Annotated in this window: 19 protein-coding genes and 1 tRNA gene; 13 read left to right on the top strand and 7 right to left on the bottom strand. The window is 39.4% G+C overall.

Annotated elements, in window-relative coordinates; translation table 11 throughout:
- Positions 1-63 precede the first annotated feature (63 nt).
- Together ACF3OC_RS00860 and ACF3OC_RS00855 are read left to right on the top strand one after the other, a co-directional pair.
- Positions 64-1,794 carry a serine hydrolase gene (locus tag ACF3OC_RS00860; RefSeq protein ID WP_094280982.1) on the top strand — a complete coding sequence of 577 codons (1,731 nt, stop codon included), beginning with the start codon at positions 64-66 and terminating at the stop codon, positions 1,792-1,794.
- Positions 1,794-2,954, top strand: a complete 1,161-nt coding sequence (locus ACF3OC_RS00855) for a dipeptidase (protein ID WP_392470680.1) — start codon at positions 1,794-1,796, stop codon at positions 2,952-2,954. Before ACF3OC_RS00860 ends, ACF3OC_RS00855 begins: the two co-directional genes overlap by 1 nt.
- A 173-nt stretch (positions 2,955-3,127) precedes the next feature.
- On the opposite strand, the gene ACF3OC_RS00850 is transcribed toward ACF3OC_RS00855, so the two are convergent.
- Positions 3,128-3,667 carry a hypothetical protein gene (locus ACF3OC_RS00850; protein WP_094257592.1) on the bottom strand — a complete coding sequence of 180 codons (540 nt, stop codon included), beginning with the start codon at positions 3,665-3,667 and terminating at the stop codon, positions 3,128-3,130.
- A gap of 96 nt (positions 3,668-3,763) precedes the next feature.
- On the opposite strand from ACF3OC_RS00850, the gene ung reads away from it, so the two are divergent.
- On the top strand, positions 3,764-4,435 hold the full coding sequence (gene ung / locus ACF3OC_RS00845) for a uracil-DNA glycosylase (protein ID WP_094257591.1): 672 nt from the start codon (positions 3,764-3,766) through the stop codon (positions 4,433-4,435).
- A 9-nt stretch (positions 4,436-4,444) separates the two neighbouring features.
- Here ung and ACF3OC_RS00840 read toward each other — a convergent pair whose 3' ends face one another.
- Together ACF3OC_RS00840 and ACF3OC_RS00835 are read right to left on the bottom strand one after the other, a co-directional pair.
- The gene (locus ACF3OC_RS00840; RefSeq protein ID WP_094280980.1) at positions 4,445-5,509 is read right to left on the bottom strand and encodes a DUF6695 family protein; all 1,065 of its coding nucleotides are present in this window, start codon (positions 5,507-5,509) and stop codon (positions 4,445-4,447) included.
- A 9-nt stretch (positions 5,510-5,518) separates the two neighbouring features.
- Positions 5,519-5,989, bottom strand: coding sequence for an Lrp/AsnC family transcriptional regulator (locus ACF3OC_RS00835; RefSeq protein WP_093101265.1), 471 nt, complete (start codon positions 5,987-5,989; stop codon positions 5,519-5,521).
- A 327-nt stretch (positions 5,990-6,316) separates the two neighbouring features.
- Between ACF3OC_RS00835 and sufB the strand changes: the two genes are divergently transcribed.
- The 4 genes from sufB to ACF3OC_RS00815 all read left to right on the top strand — a co-directional run bounded on the left by sufB (position 6,317) and on the right by ACF3OC_RS00815 (position 11,388).
- Positions 6,317-7,768 carry a Fe-S cluster assembly protein SufB gene (gene sufB / locus ACF3OC_RS00830; protein ID WP_094257734.1) on the top strand — a complete coding sequence of 484 codons (1,452 nt, stop codon included), beginning with the start codon at positions 6,317-6,319 and terminating at the stop codon, positions 7,766-7,768.
- 16 nt (positions 7,769-7,784) lie between these two features.
- Complete coding sequence (sufC, locus tag ACF3OC_RS00825) at positions 7,785-8,543, top strand: Fe-S cluster assembly ATPase SufC (RefSeq protein WP_094280979.1); 759 nt, start codon at positions 7,785-7,787, stop codon at positions 8,541-8,543.
- Positions 8,544-8,591: 48 nt separating this feature from the next.
- Positions 8,592-9,896 carry a Fe-S cluster assembly protein SufD gene (gene sufD, locus ACF3OC_RS00820; RefSeq protein WP_094281082.1) on the top strand — a complete coding sequence of 435 codons (1,305 nt, stop codon included), beginning with the start codon at positions 8,592-8,594 and terminating at the stop codon, positions 9,894-9,896.
- A gap of 271 nt (positions 9,897-10,167) precedes the next feature.
- Positions 10,168-11,388 carry an MFS transporter gene (locus tag ACF3OC_RS00815; protein ID WP_094280978.1) on the top strand — a complete coding sequence of 407 codons (1,221 nt, stop codon included), beginning with the start codon at positions 10,168-10,170 and terminating at the stop codon, positions 11,386-11,388.
- A gap of 66 nt (positions 11,389-11,454) precedes the next feature.
- Here the strand turns inward: ACF3OC_RS00815 and ACF3OC_RS00810 are convergent.
- Together ACF3OC_RS00810 and ACF3OC_RS00805 are read right to left on the bottom strand one after the other, a co-directional pair.
- A tRNA-Gly gene (locus ACF3OC_RS00810) sits at positions 11,455-11,530 on the bottom strand.
- A gap of 75 nt (positions 11,531-11,605) precedes the next feature.
- Positions 11,606-13,153 carry an NAD(P)/FAD-dependent oxidoreductase gene (locus ACF3OC_RS00805; protein WP_094257587.1) on the bottom strand — a complete coding sequence of 516 codons (1,548 nt, stop codon included), beginning with the start codon at positions 13,151-13,153 and terminating at the stop codon, positions 11,606-11,608.
- Positions 13,154-13,304: 151 nt separating this feature from the next.
- On the opposite strand from ACF3OC_RS00805, the gene ACF3OC_RS00800 reads away from it, so the two are divergent.
- From ACF3OC_RS00800 to ACF3OC_RS00785, 4 genes are all read left to right on the top strand, one after another.
- Positions 13,305-13,883, top strand: coding sequence for a LemA family protein (locus ACF3OC_RS00800; protein WP_094257586.1), 579 nt, complete (start codon positions 13,305-13,307; stop codon positions 13,881-13,883).
- Between the two features lie 85 nt (positions 13,884-13,968).
- On the top strand, positions 13,969-14,403 hold the full coding sequence (locus tag ACF3OC_RS00795; RefSeq protein ID WP_094257585.1) for a TPM domain-containing protein: 435 nt from the start codon (positions 13,969-13,971) through the stop codon (positions 14,401-14,403).
- A gap of 4 nt (positions 14,404-14,407) precedes the next feature.
- The gene (locus ACF3OC_RS00790) at positions 14,408-15,235 is read left to right on the top strand and encodes a YgcG family protein (RefSeq protein WP_094257732.1); all 828 of its coding nucleotides are present in this window, start codon (positions 14,408-14,410) and stop codon (positions 15,233-15,235) included.
- Between the two features lie 45 nt (positions 15,236-15,280).
- Positions 15,281-16,405 (top strand): TlpA disulfide reductase family protein, encoded by a 1,125-nt coding sequence (locus ACF3OC_RS00785; RefSeq protein ID WP_094257584.1) that lies wholly within the window; start codon positions 15,281-15,283, stop codon positions 16,403-16,405.
- Between the two features lie 51 nt (positions 16,406-16,456).
- Here the strand turns inward: ACF3OC_RS00785 and radA are convergent, their stop codons facing one another.
- Positions 16,457-17,845 (bottom strand): DNA repair protein RadA, encoded by a 1,389-nt coding sequence (gene radA / locus ACF3OC_RS00780; protein ID WP_094257583.1) that lies wholly within the window; start codon positions 17,843-17,845, stop codon positions 16,457-16,459.
- A gap of 69 nt (positions 17,846-17,914) precedes the next feature.
- Here radA and ACF3OC_RS00775 point away from each other — a divergent pair, with 69 nt between their 5' ends.
- The gene (locus ACF3OC_RS00775; protein WP_094257582.1) at positions 17,915-18,421 is read left to right on the top strand and encodes an RNA polymerase sigma factor; all 507 of its coding nucleotides are present in this window, start codon (positions 17,915-17,917) and stop codon (positions 18,419-18,421) included.
- Positions 18,421-19,050 (top strand): hypothetical protein, encoded by a 630-nt coding sequence (locus tag ACF3OC_RS00770; protein ID WP_094257581.1) that lies wholly within the window; start codon positions 18,421-18,423, stop codon positions 19,048-19,050. The genes ACF3OC_RS00775 and ACF3OC_RS00770 overlap by 1 nt, the downstream gene beginning before the upstream one ends.
- 23 nt (positions 19,051-19,073) lie before the next feature.
- Here ACF3OC_RS00770 and ACF3OC_RS00765 read toward each other — a convergent pair whose 3' ends face one another.
- The gene (locus tag ACF3OC_RS00765; protein WP_094257580.1) at positions 19,074-19,547 is read right to left on the bottom strand and encodes a hypothetical protein; all 474 of its coding nucleotides are present in this window, start codon (positions 19,545-19,547) and stop codon (positions 19,074-19,076) included.
- Positions 19,548-19,550: the final 3 nt, after the last annotated feature.

Here is a 19,550-nt window from a genome sequence, read left to right as displayed (position 1 = left end):
GGACATCATGCGTGTTTGTGCGTTTTATTAGTACATTTACATTAATAAATCCAAAAAACAATTATGATTCGTTTTTTAAACCTAGTCTCTATTTTGCTATTATTGGGAGTAAGTACAGCTCAAGCACAATACAAGCAAGTTATCAATAACCAAACTGTTCTTTTGAACAATCAAAAGCATACTATTCCCTTTACCCGATTAGATGACCGCCGTATTGCTGTCATCAGTTCTGACAGTGTCAAATACGCCCCTTTTATCCAGCAATTACAACGCTATGGGGATGTAAAAAGTTTTGGTTTTGATCAATATGATGAACATACTAAATATTACAACACGATTATCGTTGCGGGAACTGAGGAAGAATTTAGGCCAGATCATCTTGCCATGGTACTACAATCAGCCGTAAACCGCAAGGATGTTATCTTATGTAAGTTTGGTCAGGATATTAACTATATTAATATTGGTTTAAATTCAGCAAACCTAGGTCGATTTGCCAGTATATTAACGGCACCATCTTTAGAGGAAGAATCACAAGTGAATGCTGCGATGTCCATATTTGGCGGACTGGGGATTACCTCAGGCAGTAATAAGACCGTTCAAACCAGATTACAATATTCCAAAGGCAAACAATCAGGATTTGATCTTGCCAAGATGACCAATCAGATTGACGCCATTGCCAAAGATGCGATCGAGCAACATGCAGCCCCGGGAATGATGGTGATGGCCATTAAAGATGGGCAAGTCATTTTCGAAAAAGCATATGGCTACCATACTTATGAGAAGAAACAGGCAAATAGGATTGATGATATTTACGATTTAGCTTCCATCAGTAAAATAGCAGGCACTACTCCTGTGGTGATGCACTTACAAGAAACCAACATTATCAACTTGGACAGTACGATGGGCCACTATCTGTGGCAGGCGAAACAAAGTAATAAAGCAAATATTACTTTAAGGACAGTTCTATTACATGAGGCCGGTTTCACTCCTTTTATTCCATTCTACCGAAATCTAAAACCTGGGGATCTACAAACAACGAAAGATGATGCTCACCAAGTTAAGGTTGCTGATAATGCTTATCTAAAAAACAATTATTACCGCGATGTTATGTGGCCAGAAATGTTGAATTCAGCGGTAAAACCTATAGGTAACTATGTGTATTCAGACATCAGCATGTATGTCATGAAGGAAGTTTCGGAGCATGAAACGTCCACTCCCATGCAGGACTATGTTCAGAAAATTCTTTATAAGCCTATTGGGATGAAGACGGCAGGTTATTTACCAAGAGATAGATTTAAAAAAGAGCAGATTGTTCCAACCCAACAAGACACAGCATTCAGAAAGGTCTTGCTTCAGGGATATGTGCATGATGAAGGCGCAGCTATGGCAGGTGGGGTTGCTGGACATGCTGGCTTATTTGCCTCGGCTAATGATCTTGCAATTTATGGTCAAATGCTATTGAATCGTGGTGAGTATGGTGGTGTTCAATACTACAGACCTCAAACCATCGATTTATTTACTTCCAAACAGTCAAAAACAAGTCGACGAGGATTAGGATTTGACCGGTATGACCCTAAGAAAGGTGCTGATTACCCTTCTAAATTAGCAAACCCTTCTGTATATGGACATACAGGGTATACTGGTACTTGTATATGGATAGACCCTACTAATCAGTTGATTTACATATTTTTATCAAATAGGGTTCACCCGCAGGTATCTACAAAAATCTACGACCTAAATGTTCGTAGCCGGATCCAAGACATTATCTATGAGACCATCTTTAACGCTAAATAATGAAAAAGCACTTATTATTAACCATGTTATTTGGGGGTTCTATTATCGCCAGCATGGGTCAAGATTATAAAAAAATTCATGAAGACCTCCTTGTAGTGGATGGCCATAATGATGTGATCGTTGAGAGCATCCTACCTGGAAAAGATATCGGGAAGCGGATGAAAACTGGACATACTGACCTGCCAAGATTGAAAGAAGGCGGCGTTGATGTACAGGTTTTTGCAGTTTGGTCTGATGATAAGAAATGGAGCAAGAATGCATATAAGCATGCGAATGACCAAATTGATGCTTTAGAGAAATTGATTTCACAAAATAAGGACAAAATTGAATTAGCTAAAAGCTCTGCTGATATAGAGCGAATCAATAAGGAAGGGAAAATCGTTGCATTGATAGGGATTGAGGGTGGAAATATGATTGAACAACGTTTGGATTATCTTGAGAACCTCTATAATCGTGGAGCTAGGTATCTTACTCTTACTTGGAATTACAATCTTCCTTGGGTAACAGCAGCGGCCATGGAGGTGAAAACAAAAGATAAGAAGGGCAAAGGCTTAACGGAACATGGCAAGGATATTATCCGTAAAATGAATGAATTGGGGATGATGGTTGACTTATCGCATGCCGGAGAACAAACGTTCTATGATGTTTTGGCAACCAGCAGCAAACCAATTCTCGTTTCCCATAGCAATGCTGCTGCTTTGACTCCCCATTACCGGAATCTTAAAGATGCGCAACTTGAAGCCTTAAAGAAAAATGGTGGTGTTGTCGGGGTTAATTTCTATTCTGAATTCTTGGACTCTGACTACCCAAAACGGGTTAGAAAACTATATAATAAAACTCATAAAAAGGACAGTACGACGAAAGAATTGTCAATTGGAAAAATGTATGCTGCATTATCAGCAAAGCAAAAGCATTTGGCCAATGCTCCGTTTGAGTCTGTTTTGAAACATATTGATTATTTGGTGAGCAAGGTAGGTGTAGACCACGTTGCTATCGGTTCGGATTTTGACGGGATTGAATCACCTCCGCAAGAACTGGAAGATGTTTCAAAATTCCCAGTTCTAACCAAAGCGCTACTCGAAAGGGGATACAGCCAGGAAGATGTTGCCAAAATTATGGGGAAAAACTTTTTGAGGTTGTTGAAGGAGAATGAGGGTTAGATATGAGATTTGAGATGGGAGATTTGAGAGAGTGGAAAGGGTGATTGAAAGATAGATGTGAGATGTGAGTATTGAGTATTGAGAGAGTGGAAGTGTTATTGAAAAATAGATTTGGGACATAAAACAGGAGCGGGTGGATTTTGAAGATCCACCCGCTCTTGTTTTTATATTTTTTATCTGGAGTAACGGAATTGTTGTTTATCCATTAGGCCCATTTGCGATTTCATCATTTTGATTTGTTCTTCAAGCAGTTTGTTCTTGTCTGCTTTTTTGGCTTCAGCCAGTAATTTTTCGGCTTCGCGTTTATTGCGTTTTGCCATGGCGATTCCTGCAAGGCTCAATTTAGCCAATGCAACATTGTGATCCATATGCAAGCCCATTGATAAGGCTTTTTTGAAATATTTTTCTGATTGTAATGGTGCGCGTTGTGACTCAATCAATCCCAACAGCATATGATAATAACCGTGTTGTGCAGAGATTAATTCTTTTTCATAGTTTTTGATTTTACTCAACCATACTTCTGCCTTATCCATACGTTCTTTACGTAGGAACCATTGTGCAATAAGCATTTTCTCATTGAAGAAAACGGTTACCCAAGCTAAAATCGTAATTAGGATTGCTAAAATCCCCCAGCCCCATTGACCAATCCAGAACAATGCAACCGTTCCGACTACCAATAAACTACAAATTATAATGCGAACTATATTTGACATAATTATGCTTAATACTGTAAGTTTGCAAATATCCGTTAAATTGCTGTAGTATACAACTTGTTTACGGCAAAATAATGTAAAATTTTATTAAAGCATATGTCAGATCGTTTTGATACCTCATGGGACCCCATCATTAAGCCTTTATTTCAAACTCCTGAAATTCAGAAATTATCAGATTTTGTAATCCAAGAGCGGAGTTTGTATCAGGTATTTCCGGAGAAAGATTTAGTTTTCAATGCTTTTCGGTTGACCTCATTTCCGAAACTGAAGGTTGTTATTTTGGGTCAAGACCCTTACCACAATGACGGTCAAGCACATGGACTTTCCTTTTCTGTTCCACAGGGCATTGCTATTCCACCTAGTCTAAGAAATATATATACGGAATTAGTGACGGATATTCCGGGGTTCCGCTATCCTACTCATGGTGATTTAACAAAATGGGCAGAACAAGGGGTATTATTATTGAATGCCACGTTGACTGTTCGTGCACATGAGGCTGGTTCACATCAGAAAAAGGGTTGGGAATATTTCACGGATGAAGTCATAAAATCCATTTCCGACCAAAGCGAACATGTTGTTTTTATGCTTTGGGGAAGTTATGCCATCAAAAAATCAGGATTGATTGACCAATCCAAACATCTTATCCTCACTGCAGTGCACCCATCGCCATTATCGGTGTATAGAGGTTTCTTTGGGAGTGCGCATTTTTCGCAGGCCAATTCCTATTTATCGGCACATGGAAAATCAGCCATAGATTGGCAGGTTTAGCCGATAAGATTAAGCATATTTTTCAATCAGGTTCTTATATTTATAATCCTCCACTGGGAGCACTTCAATATGACTGATTTTAATTTTCTGGTTATTCTGAATAATATGGGTGAACATCAGGTGACTGTCATAGGTAATTTCCCAATTTTCATGTAAATCCACTGGTTGATCAGCTTCGCCTAAGACGACATATTCCAAATTTCCCTGGGAAGAGTATCTACTGATTTCAATATGTGCATCAGGTCTTTCATTTAGGTAGTACCAGGCTCCATCACCGACTCCACCGAGATATTTAGCGAGTTTGGGAACCGAAATAGGTTTGGATCCGAAGTTAACCGCACCAATTATCAAGTCATTCGGCAAGAGATTGGCTTTGTTTCTAAAAACATTGTCGCCCAATTGTTTGACCAGGAAGAAGAAAGATTTCCATCGGTTCATTTTAAAGGATTTGAAACCATCTTCGGGGCTATAGCTATTGACGACTCGGCTATTGCAAACATTGACGATATTGCTAATTGGGCTTGCCTTGATTGTTTCAGGGAGGTTTATTCCATGCCAGAAATGGTATTTCTGGGAGGCTTTCATGAGCATTCTGGTAATAAATCGGGAGCAGTTATTATTATTTTTGGCGACTGCACCGTAGGGGTAAGTCCCCTCTTCCACACATTTGTCGCCATAGGTTTTGGCAGTAGCAAAGTTGATATCCCTCGCCACGCTAAAGAAGAGCCTACCTTCGCCGTACATTACCCCTTTTAGGGATTCTATATCGGCAATGATTTCCTGAAGATTCAGGATCTCTCCATTCTTGATCTTTGCTTTGACCTTGATTTCCAGAAGTGGGTCAGAGTTTTTGGACCGAGCTCGGCCATACCCTCTAGGGGTGATATAGCGTCCAAAATCATAAAAAAGCAGTTCCCCGGACTGATGATTGACCAATACGACTCCGGTATGTCCGACCTTGAAGTTCAGGTTTTTGACCACACCAATTTTCTTGAAAAACATCATCCATTTTTCATCTCCCCGAATGGTGGCATCTGGCCAAGTCAATATGATTGCAGAATCTTGATAAGCCATCCTAATAGATTAATATTCTAGGGGTACAATTGGTTCCTTTTTACTGGTGGACATGATCATCATGGTCTGGAAAGTTTTCACAAAGGGGATTTTGGAAATTTTCTCCATGATAACAGCTTCATAAGCTTTAATATCTTTGACATAGACTTTCAACATAAAGTCACAATTACCCGTTACGTGGTGGCATTCGGTCACTTCAGGGATTGCACGCACGGCTTCCACAAATTCGGGGATGGCATTATGGGTATGAAAGTCCAGTGAAATTTGGATAAAAGATTTGATGCCCAGTCCTAATTTTTCTTCATCGACGAATGCGTGATAGCTTTTGATAAAACCAGAGTTTTCGAGTTTACGGACTCTTTCCAAGGTTGGAGCGGGAGAAAGACCGATATTGGTTGCTAATTGCAAATTAGTAATCCGACCGTTCTCTTGGAGCAGTTTCAAGATTTTCAAGTCCGTTTTATCTGGTTGGTAAGACATAGGCTTTTCAATAAAATTAAAGAAAGATAAATATACAAAATAAAATTTGGTTTAGCACAAAATGTATTTCCAATTTATTGGCGCGGGGTAAAATAGTTATCCTTGATTACTTATCGCTTTTCTTATAAATTTTAATTATATCAATCATTCTATTGTCATAATATAATGATTCTAAATAGCCTATAATGGGTAATAAATGACTTTTGTCATTTTTTTTATGATGCTAGGTGTATGATAAACACAAAACAAGCTATTTTCTGCATTATAAGTCGTAACTTTGCAATTCAAAACCAATGGGCGAGAACCCATAATAAAAGTGAAAGAGACATGAGCACGAAAGACGACGATTTACTTAAAGAGTTAGAGCTCGAAGAATATAAGTACGGTTTTACGACCGACATTGAGATGGAGATTGCTCCGAAAGGTCTTAATGAGGACACTATCCGTATGATTTCCAAGAAGAAGAACGAGCCGGAGTGGTTATTGGAATGGAGATTAAAAGCGTTTCAGCATTTCTTAAAGATGAGCATGCCGACGTGGCAAAATTTCAAGAATCCGGAGGTTGATTTTCAGGACATTTCATACTATGCAGCTCCTAAGCCGAAGAAACAATTAGACAGTTTAGACGAGGTTGATCCGGAGTTACTAGCTACGTTTGCGAAGTTAGGGATTCCATTGGATGAGCAGAAGGTATTGGCTGGTGTTGTAGCTGTTGATGCAGTTTTTGATTCGGTATCCGTAAAAACTACTTTCCGTGAAAAATTAAAGGAGCAAGGGGTCATCTTTTGTTCATTTGGTGAGGCGGTTCAAGAGCATCCAGAATTAGTTAAACAATATTTGGGAACTGTTGTTCCACAGACAGATAATATTTATGCGGCCTTAAATTCAGCTGTATTTTCGGACGGTTCATTTGTTTACATTCCGAAGGGCGTTCGTTGTCCGATGGAGTTATCCACTTATTTCCGTATCAACGCAGAAAACACGGGTCAATTTGAGCGTACATTGATCGTTGCGGATGATGATTCATACGTATCGTATCTTGAAGGATGTACAGCACCGATGCGTGATGAAAACCAATTGCACGCTGCAGTTGTTGAACTTGTAGCGATGCGCAATGCGGAGATTAAATATTCAACGGTTCAGAACTGGTATCCAGGTGATAAAGACGGAAAAGGTGGTATTTACAATTTCGTAACGAAACGCGGAATCTGTAAAGGCGATCATTCAAAAATATCATGGACTCAGGTTGAGACCGGATCGGCAATTACCTGGAAATATCCAGGCGTGATCTTGAAAGGAGATCATTCAGTTGGCGAATTTTACTCTGTAGCGATGACTCGTAATATGCAGTTAGCTGATACAGGCACCAAGATGATTCATTTGGGCAAGAATACACGTTCAAAAATCATTTCAAAGGGTATTTCAGCGGGCAAGAGTCATAACAGCTACCGTGGATTGGTAAAGATTGGTCCAAATGCGGACAATTCGAGAAACTTTACACAATGTGATAGTTTATTGATTGGAGACCGTTGTGGGGCACATACTTTCCCATATATCGAGAGCAAGAATAAGACGGCGACCTTGGAACATGAAGCGACTACGTCGAAGATTGGTGAGGACCAAGTTTTCTACTTAAACCAACGCGGAATTGATTCTGAGAAGGCGGTAGGATTAATTGTGAACGGGTATGCGAAAGAAGTATTGAATCAATTACCAATGGAATTTGCTGTTGAGGCACAGAAATTATTAGCGATCTCGTTAGAAGGATCGGTAGGATAGAAATATAGAATAGAATATGTTAAGCATTAAGAATTTGCATGCGTCGATTGACGACAAACAAATATTAAAGGGACTGAATTTAGAGGTTAAAGCTGGAGAAGTTCATGCGATTATGGGTCCTAACGGAGCTGGAAAGAGTACATTAGGCAATGTATTGGCGGGACGTGATGCATATGAAGTTACTGAGGGTGAAGCTTTCTTGGATGGCATCGATTTATTGGAATTATCTCCGGAGGATCGTGCTCGTGAGGGTTTATTCTTGGCTTTTCAATATCCTGTTGAAATCCCGGGAGTATCGAACATTAACTTTTTAAAGACGGCTGTTAATGACATCCGTGAATACAAAGGATTTCCAGCGATGGAAGCGAAAGACTTCTTGAAGATGGTAAAAGAGAAACAACAATTGGTAGAGTTTTCGGCGAACTTGGCGAACCGTTCATTGAACGAAGGTTTTTCGGGTGGTGAGAAAAAACGTAATGAGATTTTCCAATTGGCGATGTTGAACCCTAAGCTTTCCATCTTGGATGAGACGGATTCAGGATTAGACATTGATGCGTTGAGAATTGTTGCAAATGGGGTTAACCAATTGCGTTCCAAAGACAATGCATTTATCGTGATTACACACTACCAACGTTTGTTGGATTATATTGTGCCGGATTTTGTGCATGTATTGCACAATGGTCGTATTGTAAAATCAGGACCAAAAGAATTGGCATTAGAATTAGAAGAAAAAGGTTACGACTGGTTAAAAGAATTAGATACGCAAAATGCCTAATCAGTTGTATTAAGAAACGAGGTAATGAGCGGATTGACAACAAATAACATGAGTACATTAGTAGCAAACTCCTTATTCCAACAGTTGACTTCAACATTTCAGGAATTGGAAACAAGCAATGATACGTCGGCAGTAAAAGCACTTCGCGAGGAGGCTTTCACGCGTTTTCATGATCTTGGTTTTCCTACTGTTAAGAATGAGGACTGGAAATATACAAATATCCATTCTTTGGTAAATAGAAACTATCTATTGAACGAGGATGTGGATGTTTCGAATTTAGATCTGAGCGCTGCGGACATTCCGGGATTGGATGCACATCGTATTGTTTTAATTAACGGACAATATGTATTGGCATTTTCATCTTTGGAAGATGAGATTGGATTGATTGTAAAGCCAATTGAGGAAGCGCAAAATGAGCCTAAGTTTCAGCAGCATTTTGGAAAACATGCTGACAAAACAGAAAGCACGACGGTGGCTTTGAACACTGCTTTTCACACTTCTGGGATTTTCTTACAAGTAAACCGTAATAAGGTTGTTTCAAAGCCGATTCAGATTGTACATGTGGCGGCAGGAAATCAAGATTTCTTTGCGCAGACCCGTAATTTGTATATTCTTGAGCAAAATGCAGAGGTTGAGATCATTGAATCCTTTATTACATTGGACGGTTCAGCTTTCAACTTGAACAACAAGGTTACGGAGATTGTAGTTGAGGAGAACGCGAAAATGCAACATTATTATTTGCAACAAGCTTCAAATAACAGCCATTATATCAACCATACAGAGGTTTACCAAACGAAACACAGTTTGTATAACAATTACAACTGTAATTTCCCAGGTGTTGCTTTTGTTCGTAATGATTTAAATGTAAGATTGGATGCGGAAGAAGTTGAATCGCATTTATATGGAATCAACTTATTAGCTGACAATCAATTTGTAGATAACCACACTATCGTAGACCACATGAAACCACATTGTGAGTCCTACGAATGGTATAAAAATATTCCTCAAGACGAATCTACTGCTGTGTTCAATGGTAAGATTTTCGTTCGTGAGGATGCTCAAAAGACCAATGCTTTTCAACAGAACAACAATATGTTGATTGGTGATAAAGCGAGTATCTATACTAAACCGCAGCTTGAGATTTTTGCTGATGATGTTAAGTGTTCACATGGATGTACCATGGGACAATTTGACGATGAGGCATTATTCTATTTAAGGTCACGTGGTATTGGCGAAGAGAGTGCCCGTATTTTATTAGTACATGCCTTTGCATTTGATGTAACTTCAAGATTTTCAGACGAGAATGTTCGTAATCATGTTGAAGCCTTAGTTGCCAAAGGATTAGAAAGATAATAATAGTAGTGTAGTTTTAGTATAAAGGCGTTTTAGCGAAAGTTAGAACGCTTTTTTTATGGAATATTGTTTACAATGGCTTCATAGAAAAATAATTTTAGAAACATTTGTATTTCAATGCCTTTGAATTATATTTGTGCTATGAGCACTTGCCAATTTGCATCTTTTATCAAAAGCCCTTGGATATACTGAGTTAGCGAAAGCTACTCCGACTCAAAGGAATCAGTTGTAGGCACAACTGGCAGTATATTATTCATTTCAATTTTATTTCATGGAAAAGAAACATTGGTTTAAAACCTATATCTATATATGGGTGGGGCAATTTGTCTCCTTGATAAGTAGCTCTGCTGTAAATTTTGCGATTATCATTTGGCTGAGTCTAGAATTCAAATCTGCGGAGGTTTTGGCATTGGCCGCCATCGCGGGTTTATTGCCCCAAGCTTTGGTTGGTCCATTTGCGGGCGTCTATATTGATCGCTGGGACCGAAAGAAGGTTATGATTTTTGCGGATGCCTTCATTGCCTGCTGTACCTTATTGATGACTTTTGCATTAAAGGATGATCATGTGAATCTGAATTTAATGTATCTCTTGATGGTTTGTCGATCAGTAGGTTCAGCATTTCATCAACCGGCGATGCAGGCGATTGCTCCTATGATCGTTCCGGAGGACCAGTTATTAAGGGTTTCAGGAGTCAATCAGATATTACATTCCATAAGTTCGATTGCAGGCCCAGCATTGGGGGCATTGGCTATTGCGAACCTTCCGATTAACAAGGTGCTATATTTGGATGTGTTTGGAGCTGCCTTTGCCATTAGCAGCTTATTATTTATTAGCATCCCCTATCTAAAAGTAGAGAGCAAAGCTTCATTAGGGCAAGTTTGGCGAGATCTAAAATTAGGCTTCCTAGCCATACATCAAAATAAAGGGCTAAATAGGATGTTTATGTATTCTATTTTAGCGACGATGGGCATTCTACCGGTTGCTATCATGTTTCCATTATTAACGATCGATCATTTTAAGGGAGATAAATTTGAGATGAGTGTCATCGAGGTGGTTTGGGGAGTAGGGATGTTGGTAGGTGGTTCCGCGTTAAGCGCATTCAAGGTATCTTATCGAAAGGTATTGATGGTTAACTTCATGCATATTCTTTTAGGATTAACCTTTGTATTTTCTGGGATTTTACCGGCCAATATGTTTATCATATTTGTGATATTAACAGGTTTTGGGGGAGCAGCGATGTCTATCTTCAATGCGGCCTTTATGACGATAATTCAGGAAGAAATAGCACCAGATATGTTAGGGCGAGTATTCTCCTTGTATTTTAGTTTTGCTATCATCCCAAGTTTAATTGGGTTATTGTTTGCGGGAAATATTGCAGATAACATTGGGGTTGCCAATGCTTTTATTATCGCTGGTTCGTTATGTATATTATTGGGAATTATTTCATTTTTGACACCTAGTTTAATGCGATTAGGATTAAAAGAGGAGTAAGTACTTAGCAAGTAACAGCCATATCTTAAAATAACAAAAGCTTCCAATATTTGGAAGCTTTTTATTTGGAGCGAAAGACGAGATTCGAACTCGCGACCCCAACCTTGGCAAGGTTGTGCTCTACCAACTGAGCTACTTTCGCTTAAAGTGTTACAAAAATACAATAATACTTGATTCTTGTCAACCTTAGAGGCCATATTTTTGCAAATAAACTGATTTACAGGGTCAATTTTATTGCATCTACACAATTCATTCCGTCAATAGCAGCTGACACAATTCCACCGGCATATCCAGCACCTTCAGCACATGGGTATAAACCAGCGATTTGGGGGTGTTGCAAGCTATCTTTATCTCTAGGAATACGAATTGGCGAAGAAGTTCGAGATTCCACCCCTACCAGGATTGCTTCATTGCTATAATAACCTCTCATCTTCCTTCCAAAGATTGGCAATGCCCCTTGTAAGGCGGAATAAACGAATTTCGGCAATACTTCGCGGAGATCGACCGAACGAGTTCCGGGTTTATAAGAATTTTCGGGTAAATCTAGGGATACTTTATTTTGAACGAAATCAACCATTCGTTGAGCAGGAGCAACTAAATTGCCGCCGCCTAATTGAAAGGCCTTTTGTTCGATCTGTCTCTGAAATTCCAATAATGCGAATGGATCTTGGTCCGAACCCACTACATCTTCGAGATTAATTTGAATTACTGTTCCAGAGTTTGCGTGGGGATTGTTTCTTTTCGAAGGCGACCATCCATTGACCACGATTTCATTTTCGTCGGTTGCACATGGAGCAATAATACCACCGGGGCACATACAGAATGAGAAGACCCCACGACCATCGACTTGCTCAACCAGACTATAATAAGCCGGGGGAAGATTTTCAGGACGTATAGAACAGTGATATTGTGCAGAGTCGATTACATTTTGCGGATGCTCAATTCGAACCCCCAATGCAAATGGCTTTGCTTCCAACAACCAGTTTTTAGATCTAAATAATTCAAATATATCCCTGGCAGAATGTCCCGTTGCAACAATGACATGTTCAGCCAGAATGGTTCCTGCACTTTCCGTTTTAACCCCTTGTACTTTTCCGAATTGTTCCAAGATGTCTATGACCTTACAATCAAAATGCACTTCACCCCCCATTTCAATTATCCGTTCGCGGATGCTTTCAATGATATGAGGCAATTTATTTGTACCGATATGGGGTCTAGCATCCACTAAGATATCTTCAGTGGCACCATGTTCCACAAAAATGGAAAGGACCTGCTGTACATCTCCCCTTTTATTCGAGCGCGTATATAATTTTCCATCGGAATAAGTTCCGGCTCCCCCTTCACCGAAGCAGTAATTTGATTCAGGATTCACAAAACCTTCCCTATTGATCTTAGCGAGATCTCTTCTTCGATCCTGAACTTTCTTTCCACGCTCCAGAACAATAGGTTTCAATCCCAGCTCCAGACATCTATAGGCAGCAAACAATCCTGCAGGTCCAGCCCCTATTATTATGACAGGTTTTGCGTCATGAACAGTTTTTAATTTAGTATGATAGTCAGGAAGTTGAACGGGTTCATCGATAAAAAATACGACACGCATCCGGAAAAGGACCTGTTTACCACGAGCATCGATGGATCGTTTTCGGATATGGAAACCATTAATTTTATGGGTTGGAACGCGTAATTTCTTAGCTCCTTCGTTGAGGATACGGTTTTCGTCCTGTACAAATTCAGGACTGATGGCTATTTCAATTTCTTTTTGCATAGTGTTGTTGGGGTTTTATCCCAAAAATCAAGGCAAAGGTACCAAAAACTGACAGAATTTCGTGAATATAAAGGATTGGTATGTCATTTGATATTGCTTTTTTGTGAAAACAAATTATTACTTTTAACTATTACTTGTAAAAACATTACACATGAAAAGATTATTAATCGTATTTGTAGGTTTATTAACTGCTCTATCTTTTAGTTCATGTGGGTACAACACGATGGTATCCAAGGACGAAAATGTAAAAGGGAAATGGGCGCAAGTTGAAAACGCCTACCAACGTAGAGCGGACTTGATCCCTAACTTAGTAAACACTGTAAAAGGAGCTGCACAGCATGAAGAAGGTACATTAACTGCTGTAACTGAAGCACGTGCTAAAGCGACTTCTATACAAGTAGATCCAAACAATTTGAGCGAGGAAGCAATTGCTAATTTCCAACAGAACCAAGATGGACTTTCACAAGCCATTGGCCGTTTATTGGTTAGCGTAGAGTCTTATCCTGACCTAAAGGCAAATGCGAATTTTCAAGAGTTACAGGCACAGTTGGAGGGGACAGAGAACCGCATTTCAGTAGAGCGCAGAGCCTACAACGAGGCGGTTCAGGACTACAACACTACTGTACGTAGCTTCCCGAATAACATTATGGCAGGAATCTTCGGATTCAAAGCAAAAGGTACATTTAAAGCTACTGAAGGTTCTGATAAAGCGCCTACAGTTCAGTTTTAATGAATTTTTATTGTTGTTGACATAACGTAAAGATGAATGTTGGGGGCTTTCACTTCTGCATTCATCTTTTCTATTTTGATACCTCATGGAAATATTCAATCAAGAAGAACAAGAAAAAGTAGAACATGCGATCAGTCTCGCGGAGAATTTAACTTCCGGTGAGATCCGATTGGTGGTTGAGCGTAGGGTTCATGACATGGCGGCATTGGAGCAGGCAAAATATTATTTTGAAAAGCTTAACATGCATAAGACAGCTTTGCGGAATGGGGTATTAATTTATCTAGCTACGGATGACCATCAATTCGCGATTATCGGCGATGCGGGGATTGACAAAAAGGTTCCTGAGGATTTTTGGGAATCCACGAAGGATTTGATGCTCAGCTATTTTAAGAAGGAAGATTATGTAGGCGGGTTGATTGCTGGCATTGAGAAAGCTGGCGAGCAATTAGGCACCTATTTTCCACGGAGAGCTGACGATGTGAATGAACTTCCGAATGATATTTATTTCGGTAAATCTTAATTTTATGCAGAAAACATCACGAATTGTGAAATTTTCAACCCGAATAGTATTAAGCGTATTTATAGGCTTAGTTTTTCATTTACAATCATTTGGACAGGATTTTCCGCCTGTTTCAAATACGTTGGTCACAGATTATACCAACACCTTAAGTGCAAGTCAAAAGCAGGAGTTGGAACGGAAGCTTTTATCCTATGAAGATACGACCAGTATTCAGATTGCGGTCGTGATCATGAACAGTACTGGCGACTATGATATTGCGGATTATGGGGACCGATTAGCTCAGAAATGGGGTGTCGGGAACAAGAAATACAATAATGGTATTTTATTTTTGGTAGCCCTTGGAGACCGTGCTATGACGATTCGTACAGGATATGGTCTAGAGGGAGCTGTTCCAGATGTCATCGCCTACAGGATCATTGAGAATGAGGTAAAGCCTGCCTTTCGTCAGGGGGATTATTACAAAGGAATCGATGATGGCACGAGTGCCATAATTTCTTATAACAAGGGCGAATACACAGCAGATCCTAAGGAAGGTTATTCTACTCAAGGTGGCGGCGGTATTCCGATTATTTTTATTGTCATAGTCATTATCGTTATTATCTCAATAATTTCGAAATCTGGTGGTGGCGGCAAAAATGGCGGTGGAAAAGTGATGGGCGGACGTGGTTCTTCAGATTTATTCTGGTGGACATTACTGAATTCCTTGGGTCGCGGTGGGGGTGATAATGATGGCGGTGGATTTGGAGGCGGCTTCGGTGGTGGCGGAGGCGGTGGCTTCGGCGGATTTGGCGGAGGAAGCTTCGGTGGTGGTGGAGCCAGCGGAAGATGGTAATTGGAACGATATATGTATTAGTTAGTAAATAATAAAAAACGAGATATGAAAAAAACAATGTTAGCTGTACTGGCAGCAGTCCCAACGTTGCTATTTGCACAAGAAGATTTCTCTATTAAGGGAAATTTAAAGAATGTGAATGCGCCAGCGAAAGTGTATTTGATGTATGTAGAGGGCGGTCAGCGTCATATTGATTCTGCTAATGTTGATAAAGGACAATTCAGTTATAATGGTATTGTTGCAGAACCGACTCAAGCTCAATTGATATTATCCGCTGAAGGAAAACCATTAAATGAATTGAGAAATGTAGACATGACTACCTTATATCTTGCAAAAGGTGTAATCAATGTCAATGGAGAGACTTTAGAAGCTGCGGAGATTTCAGGAAATGAAATCAACAAAGATTATTCAAAGTATAAAGATGCCATCAAAGAAAGTTCACTTCAATTTGCGGCATTAAACAAGGAGTTTGAAGCTGCTACACCAGAGCAACAACAAGATGAAGAGTTTCTAAATGGTCTAAGATCAAAGGCAGAGGCTATTTTTTCTGAGCAAGCGAAGATCAATGAGGACTATGTAAAATCGAATTCAAACTATGTTACTTTAGGTCTTTTAGAAGAGATGCTAAGTGCGCAGACTGTAAATGGCACTGTTGCTCCTGCTTATGAAAAACTTCCTGCTGCCCTAAAAAACACGAGCAAAGGAAAAGCATTAGCGGCGAAAATCGATAAATTAAAGAAAGTAGCCATCGGTTCAGTAGCTCCTGAGATTGCATTGCCTGATACATCTGGTAATGTGGTAAAATTATCTTCATTACGTGGTAAATACGTATTGATTGATTTCTGGGCAAGCTGGTGTGGACCATGTCGTCATGAGAACCCGAATGTAGTTGCTGCCTTCAATAAATTCAAGGACAAGAACTTTACCGTATTTGGGGTTTCTTTAGACCGTGAAAATGGAAAAGAGGATTGGATGAAAGCAATCAAAGATGATAACCTATCTGCTTGGCCACAGGTATCAGACCTTAAATTCTGGCATTCACCAGTGGTAGAACTTTACGGAATCGAAGGTATTCCTCAGAACTTCCTATTGGATCCAGAAGGCAAAATCATTGCAGTAAATTTACGCGGTGAGGCTTTAGAAGCTAAATTAGCCGAGGTAATCAAGTAAAGAAAATTCATACAGTAATAAGCTCCATGATTACCTCATGGAGCTTTTTTATTATCCGAATAGGATTCGAAAGACATCTTCCAGGGTTGCAACTGGTCTTACCAATATCTGGTATCTTTTAACATCGAGTCCTTTGGTATTATATTTAGATATAAAGATCTGTTCAAAGCCTAGTTTCTCAGCTTCTTGAATTCGTTGTTCAATTCGATTTACAGCACGTATCTCACCTGAAAGGCCTACTTCGCCTGCAAAAGTAATATTAGAAGGGAGTGCGATATCTTGTTGGGAGGAGATCAGGGCTGCAATGACTGCGAGGTCAATGGCAGGATCTTCCACTCTCAATCCACCGGCGATATTCAAGAATACATCCTGAGCACTTAAGCGGAATCCAAAGCGTTTCTCTAGCACTGCTAGGAGCATATTTAATCTTTTGGTATCGAAACCTGTAGAGCTCCGTTGTGGGGTTCCGTAAGCAGAATTGGACACCAATGCCTGAACTTCAATCATCAGCGGCCTCAGACCTTCTAACATAGCTGCAACGGCAATTCCACTTACCTGTTCTTCCCTTTGGGAAAGCATGATCTCCGAAGGGTTGGAAACCTCTCGTAAACCTGAGCCTTGCATTTCATATATCCCTAATTCAGAAGAAGAGCCGAACCTGTTTTTCACAGAACGTAAGATTCTATAAACATGGTTTCGATCGCCTTCAAATTGCAATACCGTATCCACCATATGTTCCAATACTTTTGGTCCTGCAATAGAACCATCCTTTGTGATATGGCCTACAATAAATACCGGAGTGTTGGTTTCCTTAGCAAATCGTAATAATTCAGCAGTACACTCCCTAACTTGAGATACGGATCCGGGTGCAGATTCAATTTGTGCGGAATGAAGGGTTTGAATGGAGTCAATCACCACCACATTTGGTTCCACCTGATCAATCTGTTTGAAAATATTCTGCATGGAGGTTTCGGTCAGGATATAGCAGTTTGCATTGGAGTTCTGTTGCAAACGTTCAGCACGCATTTTAATCTGCTGTTCACTTTCCTCACCTGAAATATAGAGTGTTTTAACTTTTGGAATCGACAGGGCTAATTGCAGCATCAAGGTTGATTTTCCGATACCAGGTTCACCCCCGATAAGCACCAGAGATCCCGGCACTATCCCGCCTCCAAGGACTCTATTGAATTCCTTATCCGGAGATAACATGCGTTGTTCTTCGGAATAGACAATTTCGTGGATGACGGCTGCTTTATTGGTTCTTTTTTGTACTCCAGGGCTCGTATTTGTGCTACGCCATTCAGGTACTCTGCTGGAAGCTTTTTCCACCACTTCTTCTACAAAGGTATTCCATTGTTTACAGGAAGGACATTGTCCTAACCATTTAGGAGATTCATATCCACAGGATTGACAGAAATATGCTGATTTTGATTTTGCCATTGAGCGAATTTAAAAAAATGTATCAAGATGTTGTAACAATACCTTACTATTGTCGACAAATACCAATAAATGACCCAGAATCTTGAGCATGAGTTTGTAACCCTTTTGGAGGATAATCAGAATATCCTGCACAAGATCTGTAAGCTCTATTCTTCGGATCTGGCCTCTCATCAGGACTTATTTCAGGAGATGGTCATTCAATTATGGAAATCCTATCCCAAATTCAAGGGTGATTCTAAGTTTTCTACTTGGGCGTATAGAGTTTCCTTAAACACAGCAATATCACTTTACAGAGGTAAGAAGACAAAAATCACGACAGTCGACTGGGATCAATCCTTATCCAATATACGGTATGAGGAATATAATTCAGACACAGAGGATCAACTCAAATACTTATACGATGCTGTGCGACAATTGAATGATATTGATAAGGCCCTGGTCTATATGTATCTAGAAGAAAAGGACTATGCAGAAATTGCAGAAACCTTGGGGATTAGTGAAGTGAATGCACGGGTAAAAATGAACAGAATTAAAGGTAGGTTAAAAGAAATGTTAACTAAGAAAGGAGTAGTTTAATGGATGAATTAGATTTCCTGAAACAACATTGGAAGAAGGACCAGGATTTCCCCAAGGTAAATCAGGAGGAAATCAGGAGTATGTTGCATAAAAGTTCATCCTCACTTGTGAAATGGATTTTTATCATCAGTCTCATTGAATTATTCTTAGGAATATTGGTCAATGTTGCTGTATTTATTTACGATAAGAATGCACCGGAGCTTCCATTAGGTATGGATATATTGTCCGGCATTATCGATGTAGGTTCTTACATTGTTATCCTCTATTTTATTTATGCCTTTTTCAACTCCTATCGGAAGATAAAGAACACGAACAATACCAAGGAGCTGTTATCAAATATTTTAGTGACGCGGAAAACTGTAGGCTACTATATCAAATTCAATATTTACTTGATCATTGTGGGTATAGGATTATCTGCTATGAGCCTAATTTGGGAAGAAGATGTACTCAATAAGACAGTTGGCCATAATATCATGTTTATTACCATGTTGGTCATTGTTTTATTTCTATTTGGTTGGTTATCCATTGCCATTGTCAAAATGGTCTATAAATTTATTTACATCCGATTAGTCAAGAAACTAGAAAAGAATTATGAGGAATTGGAGCGATTAGAAAATGAAATGAATTAACCCAATAACGAAAAAGAGGAGCTTTAAAGCTCCTCTTTTTCGTTAAGATCTATAAATGCTTCCAGGAACTGACCTTCGTCATCCAGGGCATTAAAAACAATTTTGACCATTTTAGCATTTTTGACCTCCTCCGTCATAGGAGACAATTTCAATTTGATGTTTACTGGTTTATCCTGATGAAGTAAATAGTTCAGGTAATTCTCTCGATCGGAAAGCTGTACTATTACTCTATCAATCTGCACGGATGTCAACATATGAGATTGTTCCTCTGCATCAATCAAAGCAGTTGCAAAAACATTTAACCTAAATTCTCTAGGTTTAATATCATATGATATAGCAAAAAGATCAACGACCAAAGTATCACCAGAAGCCGTAATTGATTTAAGGTCAAATTGAATATCATCTACGACATTTAAGGTTGTATCTTCTTGGGCCTGACTATACTTTGGAAAAGCCAAAGCACAGATGAATCCAAGAAGGATTAATAGTTGTTTCATATT

The organism is Sphingobacterium cellulitidis (assembly GCF_043187465.1).
GTDB classification, from domain to species: Bacteria; Bacteroidota; Bacteroidia; order Sphingobacteriales; family Sphingobacteriaceae; genus Sphingobacterium; species Sphingobacterium cellulitidis.
The sequence above is the reverse complement of the archived record's forward strand: the minus strand, read 5'-3'. Positions and strand labels throughout refer to the sequence as shown.

Coding starts and splice junctions, on each gene's coding strand:
- ACF3OC_RS00800 (WP_094257586.1), top strand. CDS start 13,305: ATGAAAAGATTATTAATCGTATTTGTAGGTTTATTAACTGCTCTATCT.
- ACF3OC_RS00795 (WP_094257585.1), top strand. CDS start 13,969: ATGGAAATATTCAATCAAGAAGAACAAGAAAAAGTAGAACATGCGATC.
- ACF3OC_RS00835 (WP_093101265.1), bottom strand. CDS start 5,989: ATGTCTTACCAACCAGATAAAACGGACTTGAAAATCTTGAAACTGCTC.
- radA (WP_094257583.1), bottom strand. CDS start 17,845: ATGGCAAAATCAAAATCAGCATATTTCTGTCAATCCTGTGGATATGAA.
- ACF3OC_RS00860 (WP_094280982.1), top strand. CDS start 64: ATGATTCGTTTTTTAAACCTAGTCTCTATTTTGCTATTATTGGGAGTA.
- ACF3OC_RS00805 (WP_094257587.1), bottom strand. CDS start 13,153: ATGCAAAAAGAAATTGAAATAGCCATCAGTCCTGAATTTGTACAGGAC.
- sufC (WP_094280979.1), top strand. CDS start 7,785: ATGTTAAGCATTAAGAATTTGCATGCGTCGATTGACGACAAACAAATA.
- sufD (WP_094281082.1), top strand. CDS start 8,592: ATGAGTACATTAGTAGCAAACTCCTTATTCCAACAGTTGACTTCAACA.
- ACF3OC_RS00770 (WP_094257581.1), top strand. CDS start 18,421: ATGGATGAATTAGATTTCCTGAAACAACATTGGAAGAAGGACCAGGAT.
- ung (WP_094257591.1), top strand. CDS start 3,764: ATGTCAGATCGTTTTGATACCTCATGGGACCCCATCATTAAGCCTTTA.
- ACF3OC_RS00765 (WP_094257580.1), bottom strand. CDS start 19,547: ATGAAACAACTATTAATCCTTCTTGGATTCATCTGTGCTTTGGCTTTT.
- ACF3OC_RS00790 (WP_094257732.1), top strand. CDS start 14,408: ATGCAGAAAACATCACGAATTGTGAAATTTTCAACCCGAATAGTATTA.
- ACF3OC_RS00840 (WP_094280980.1), bottom strand. CDS start 5,509: ATGGCTTATCAAGATTCTGCAATCATATTGACTTGGCCAGATGCCACC.
- ACF3OC_RS00785 (WP_094257584.1), top strand. CDS start 15,281: ATGAAAAAAACAATGTTAGCTGTACTGGCAGCAGTCCCAACGTTGCTA.
- sufB (WP_094257734.1), top strand. CDS start 6,317: ATGAGCACGAAAGACGACGATTTACTTAAAGAGTTAGAGCTCGAAGAA.
- ACF3OC_RS00850 (WP_094257592.1), bottom strand. CDS start 3,667: ATGTCAAATATAGTTCGCATTATAATTTGTAGTTTATTGGTAGTCGGA.
- ACF3OC_RS00815 (WP_094280978.1), top strand. CDS start 10,168: ATGGAAAAGAAACATTGGTTTAAAACCTATATCTATATATGGGTGGGG.
- ACF3OC_RS00855 (WP_392470680.1), top strand. CDS start 1,794: ATGAAAAAGCACTTATTATTAACCATGTTATTTGGGGGTTCTATTATC.
- ACF3OC_RS00775 (WP_094257582.1), top strand. CDS start 17,915: ATGACCCAGAATCTTGAGCATGAGTTTGTAACCCTTTTGGAGGATAAT.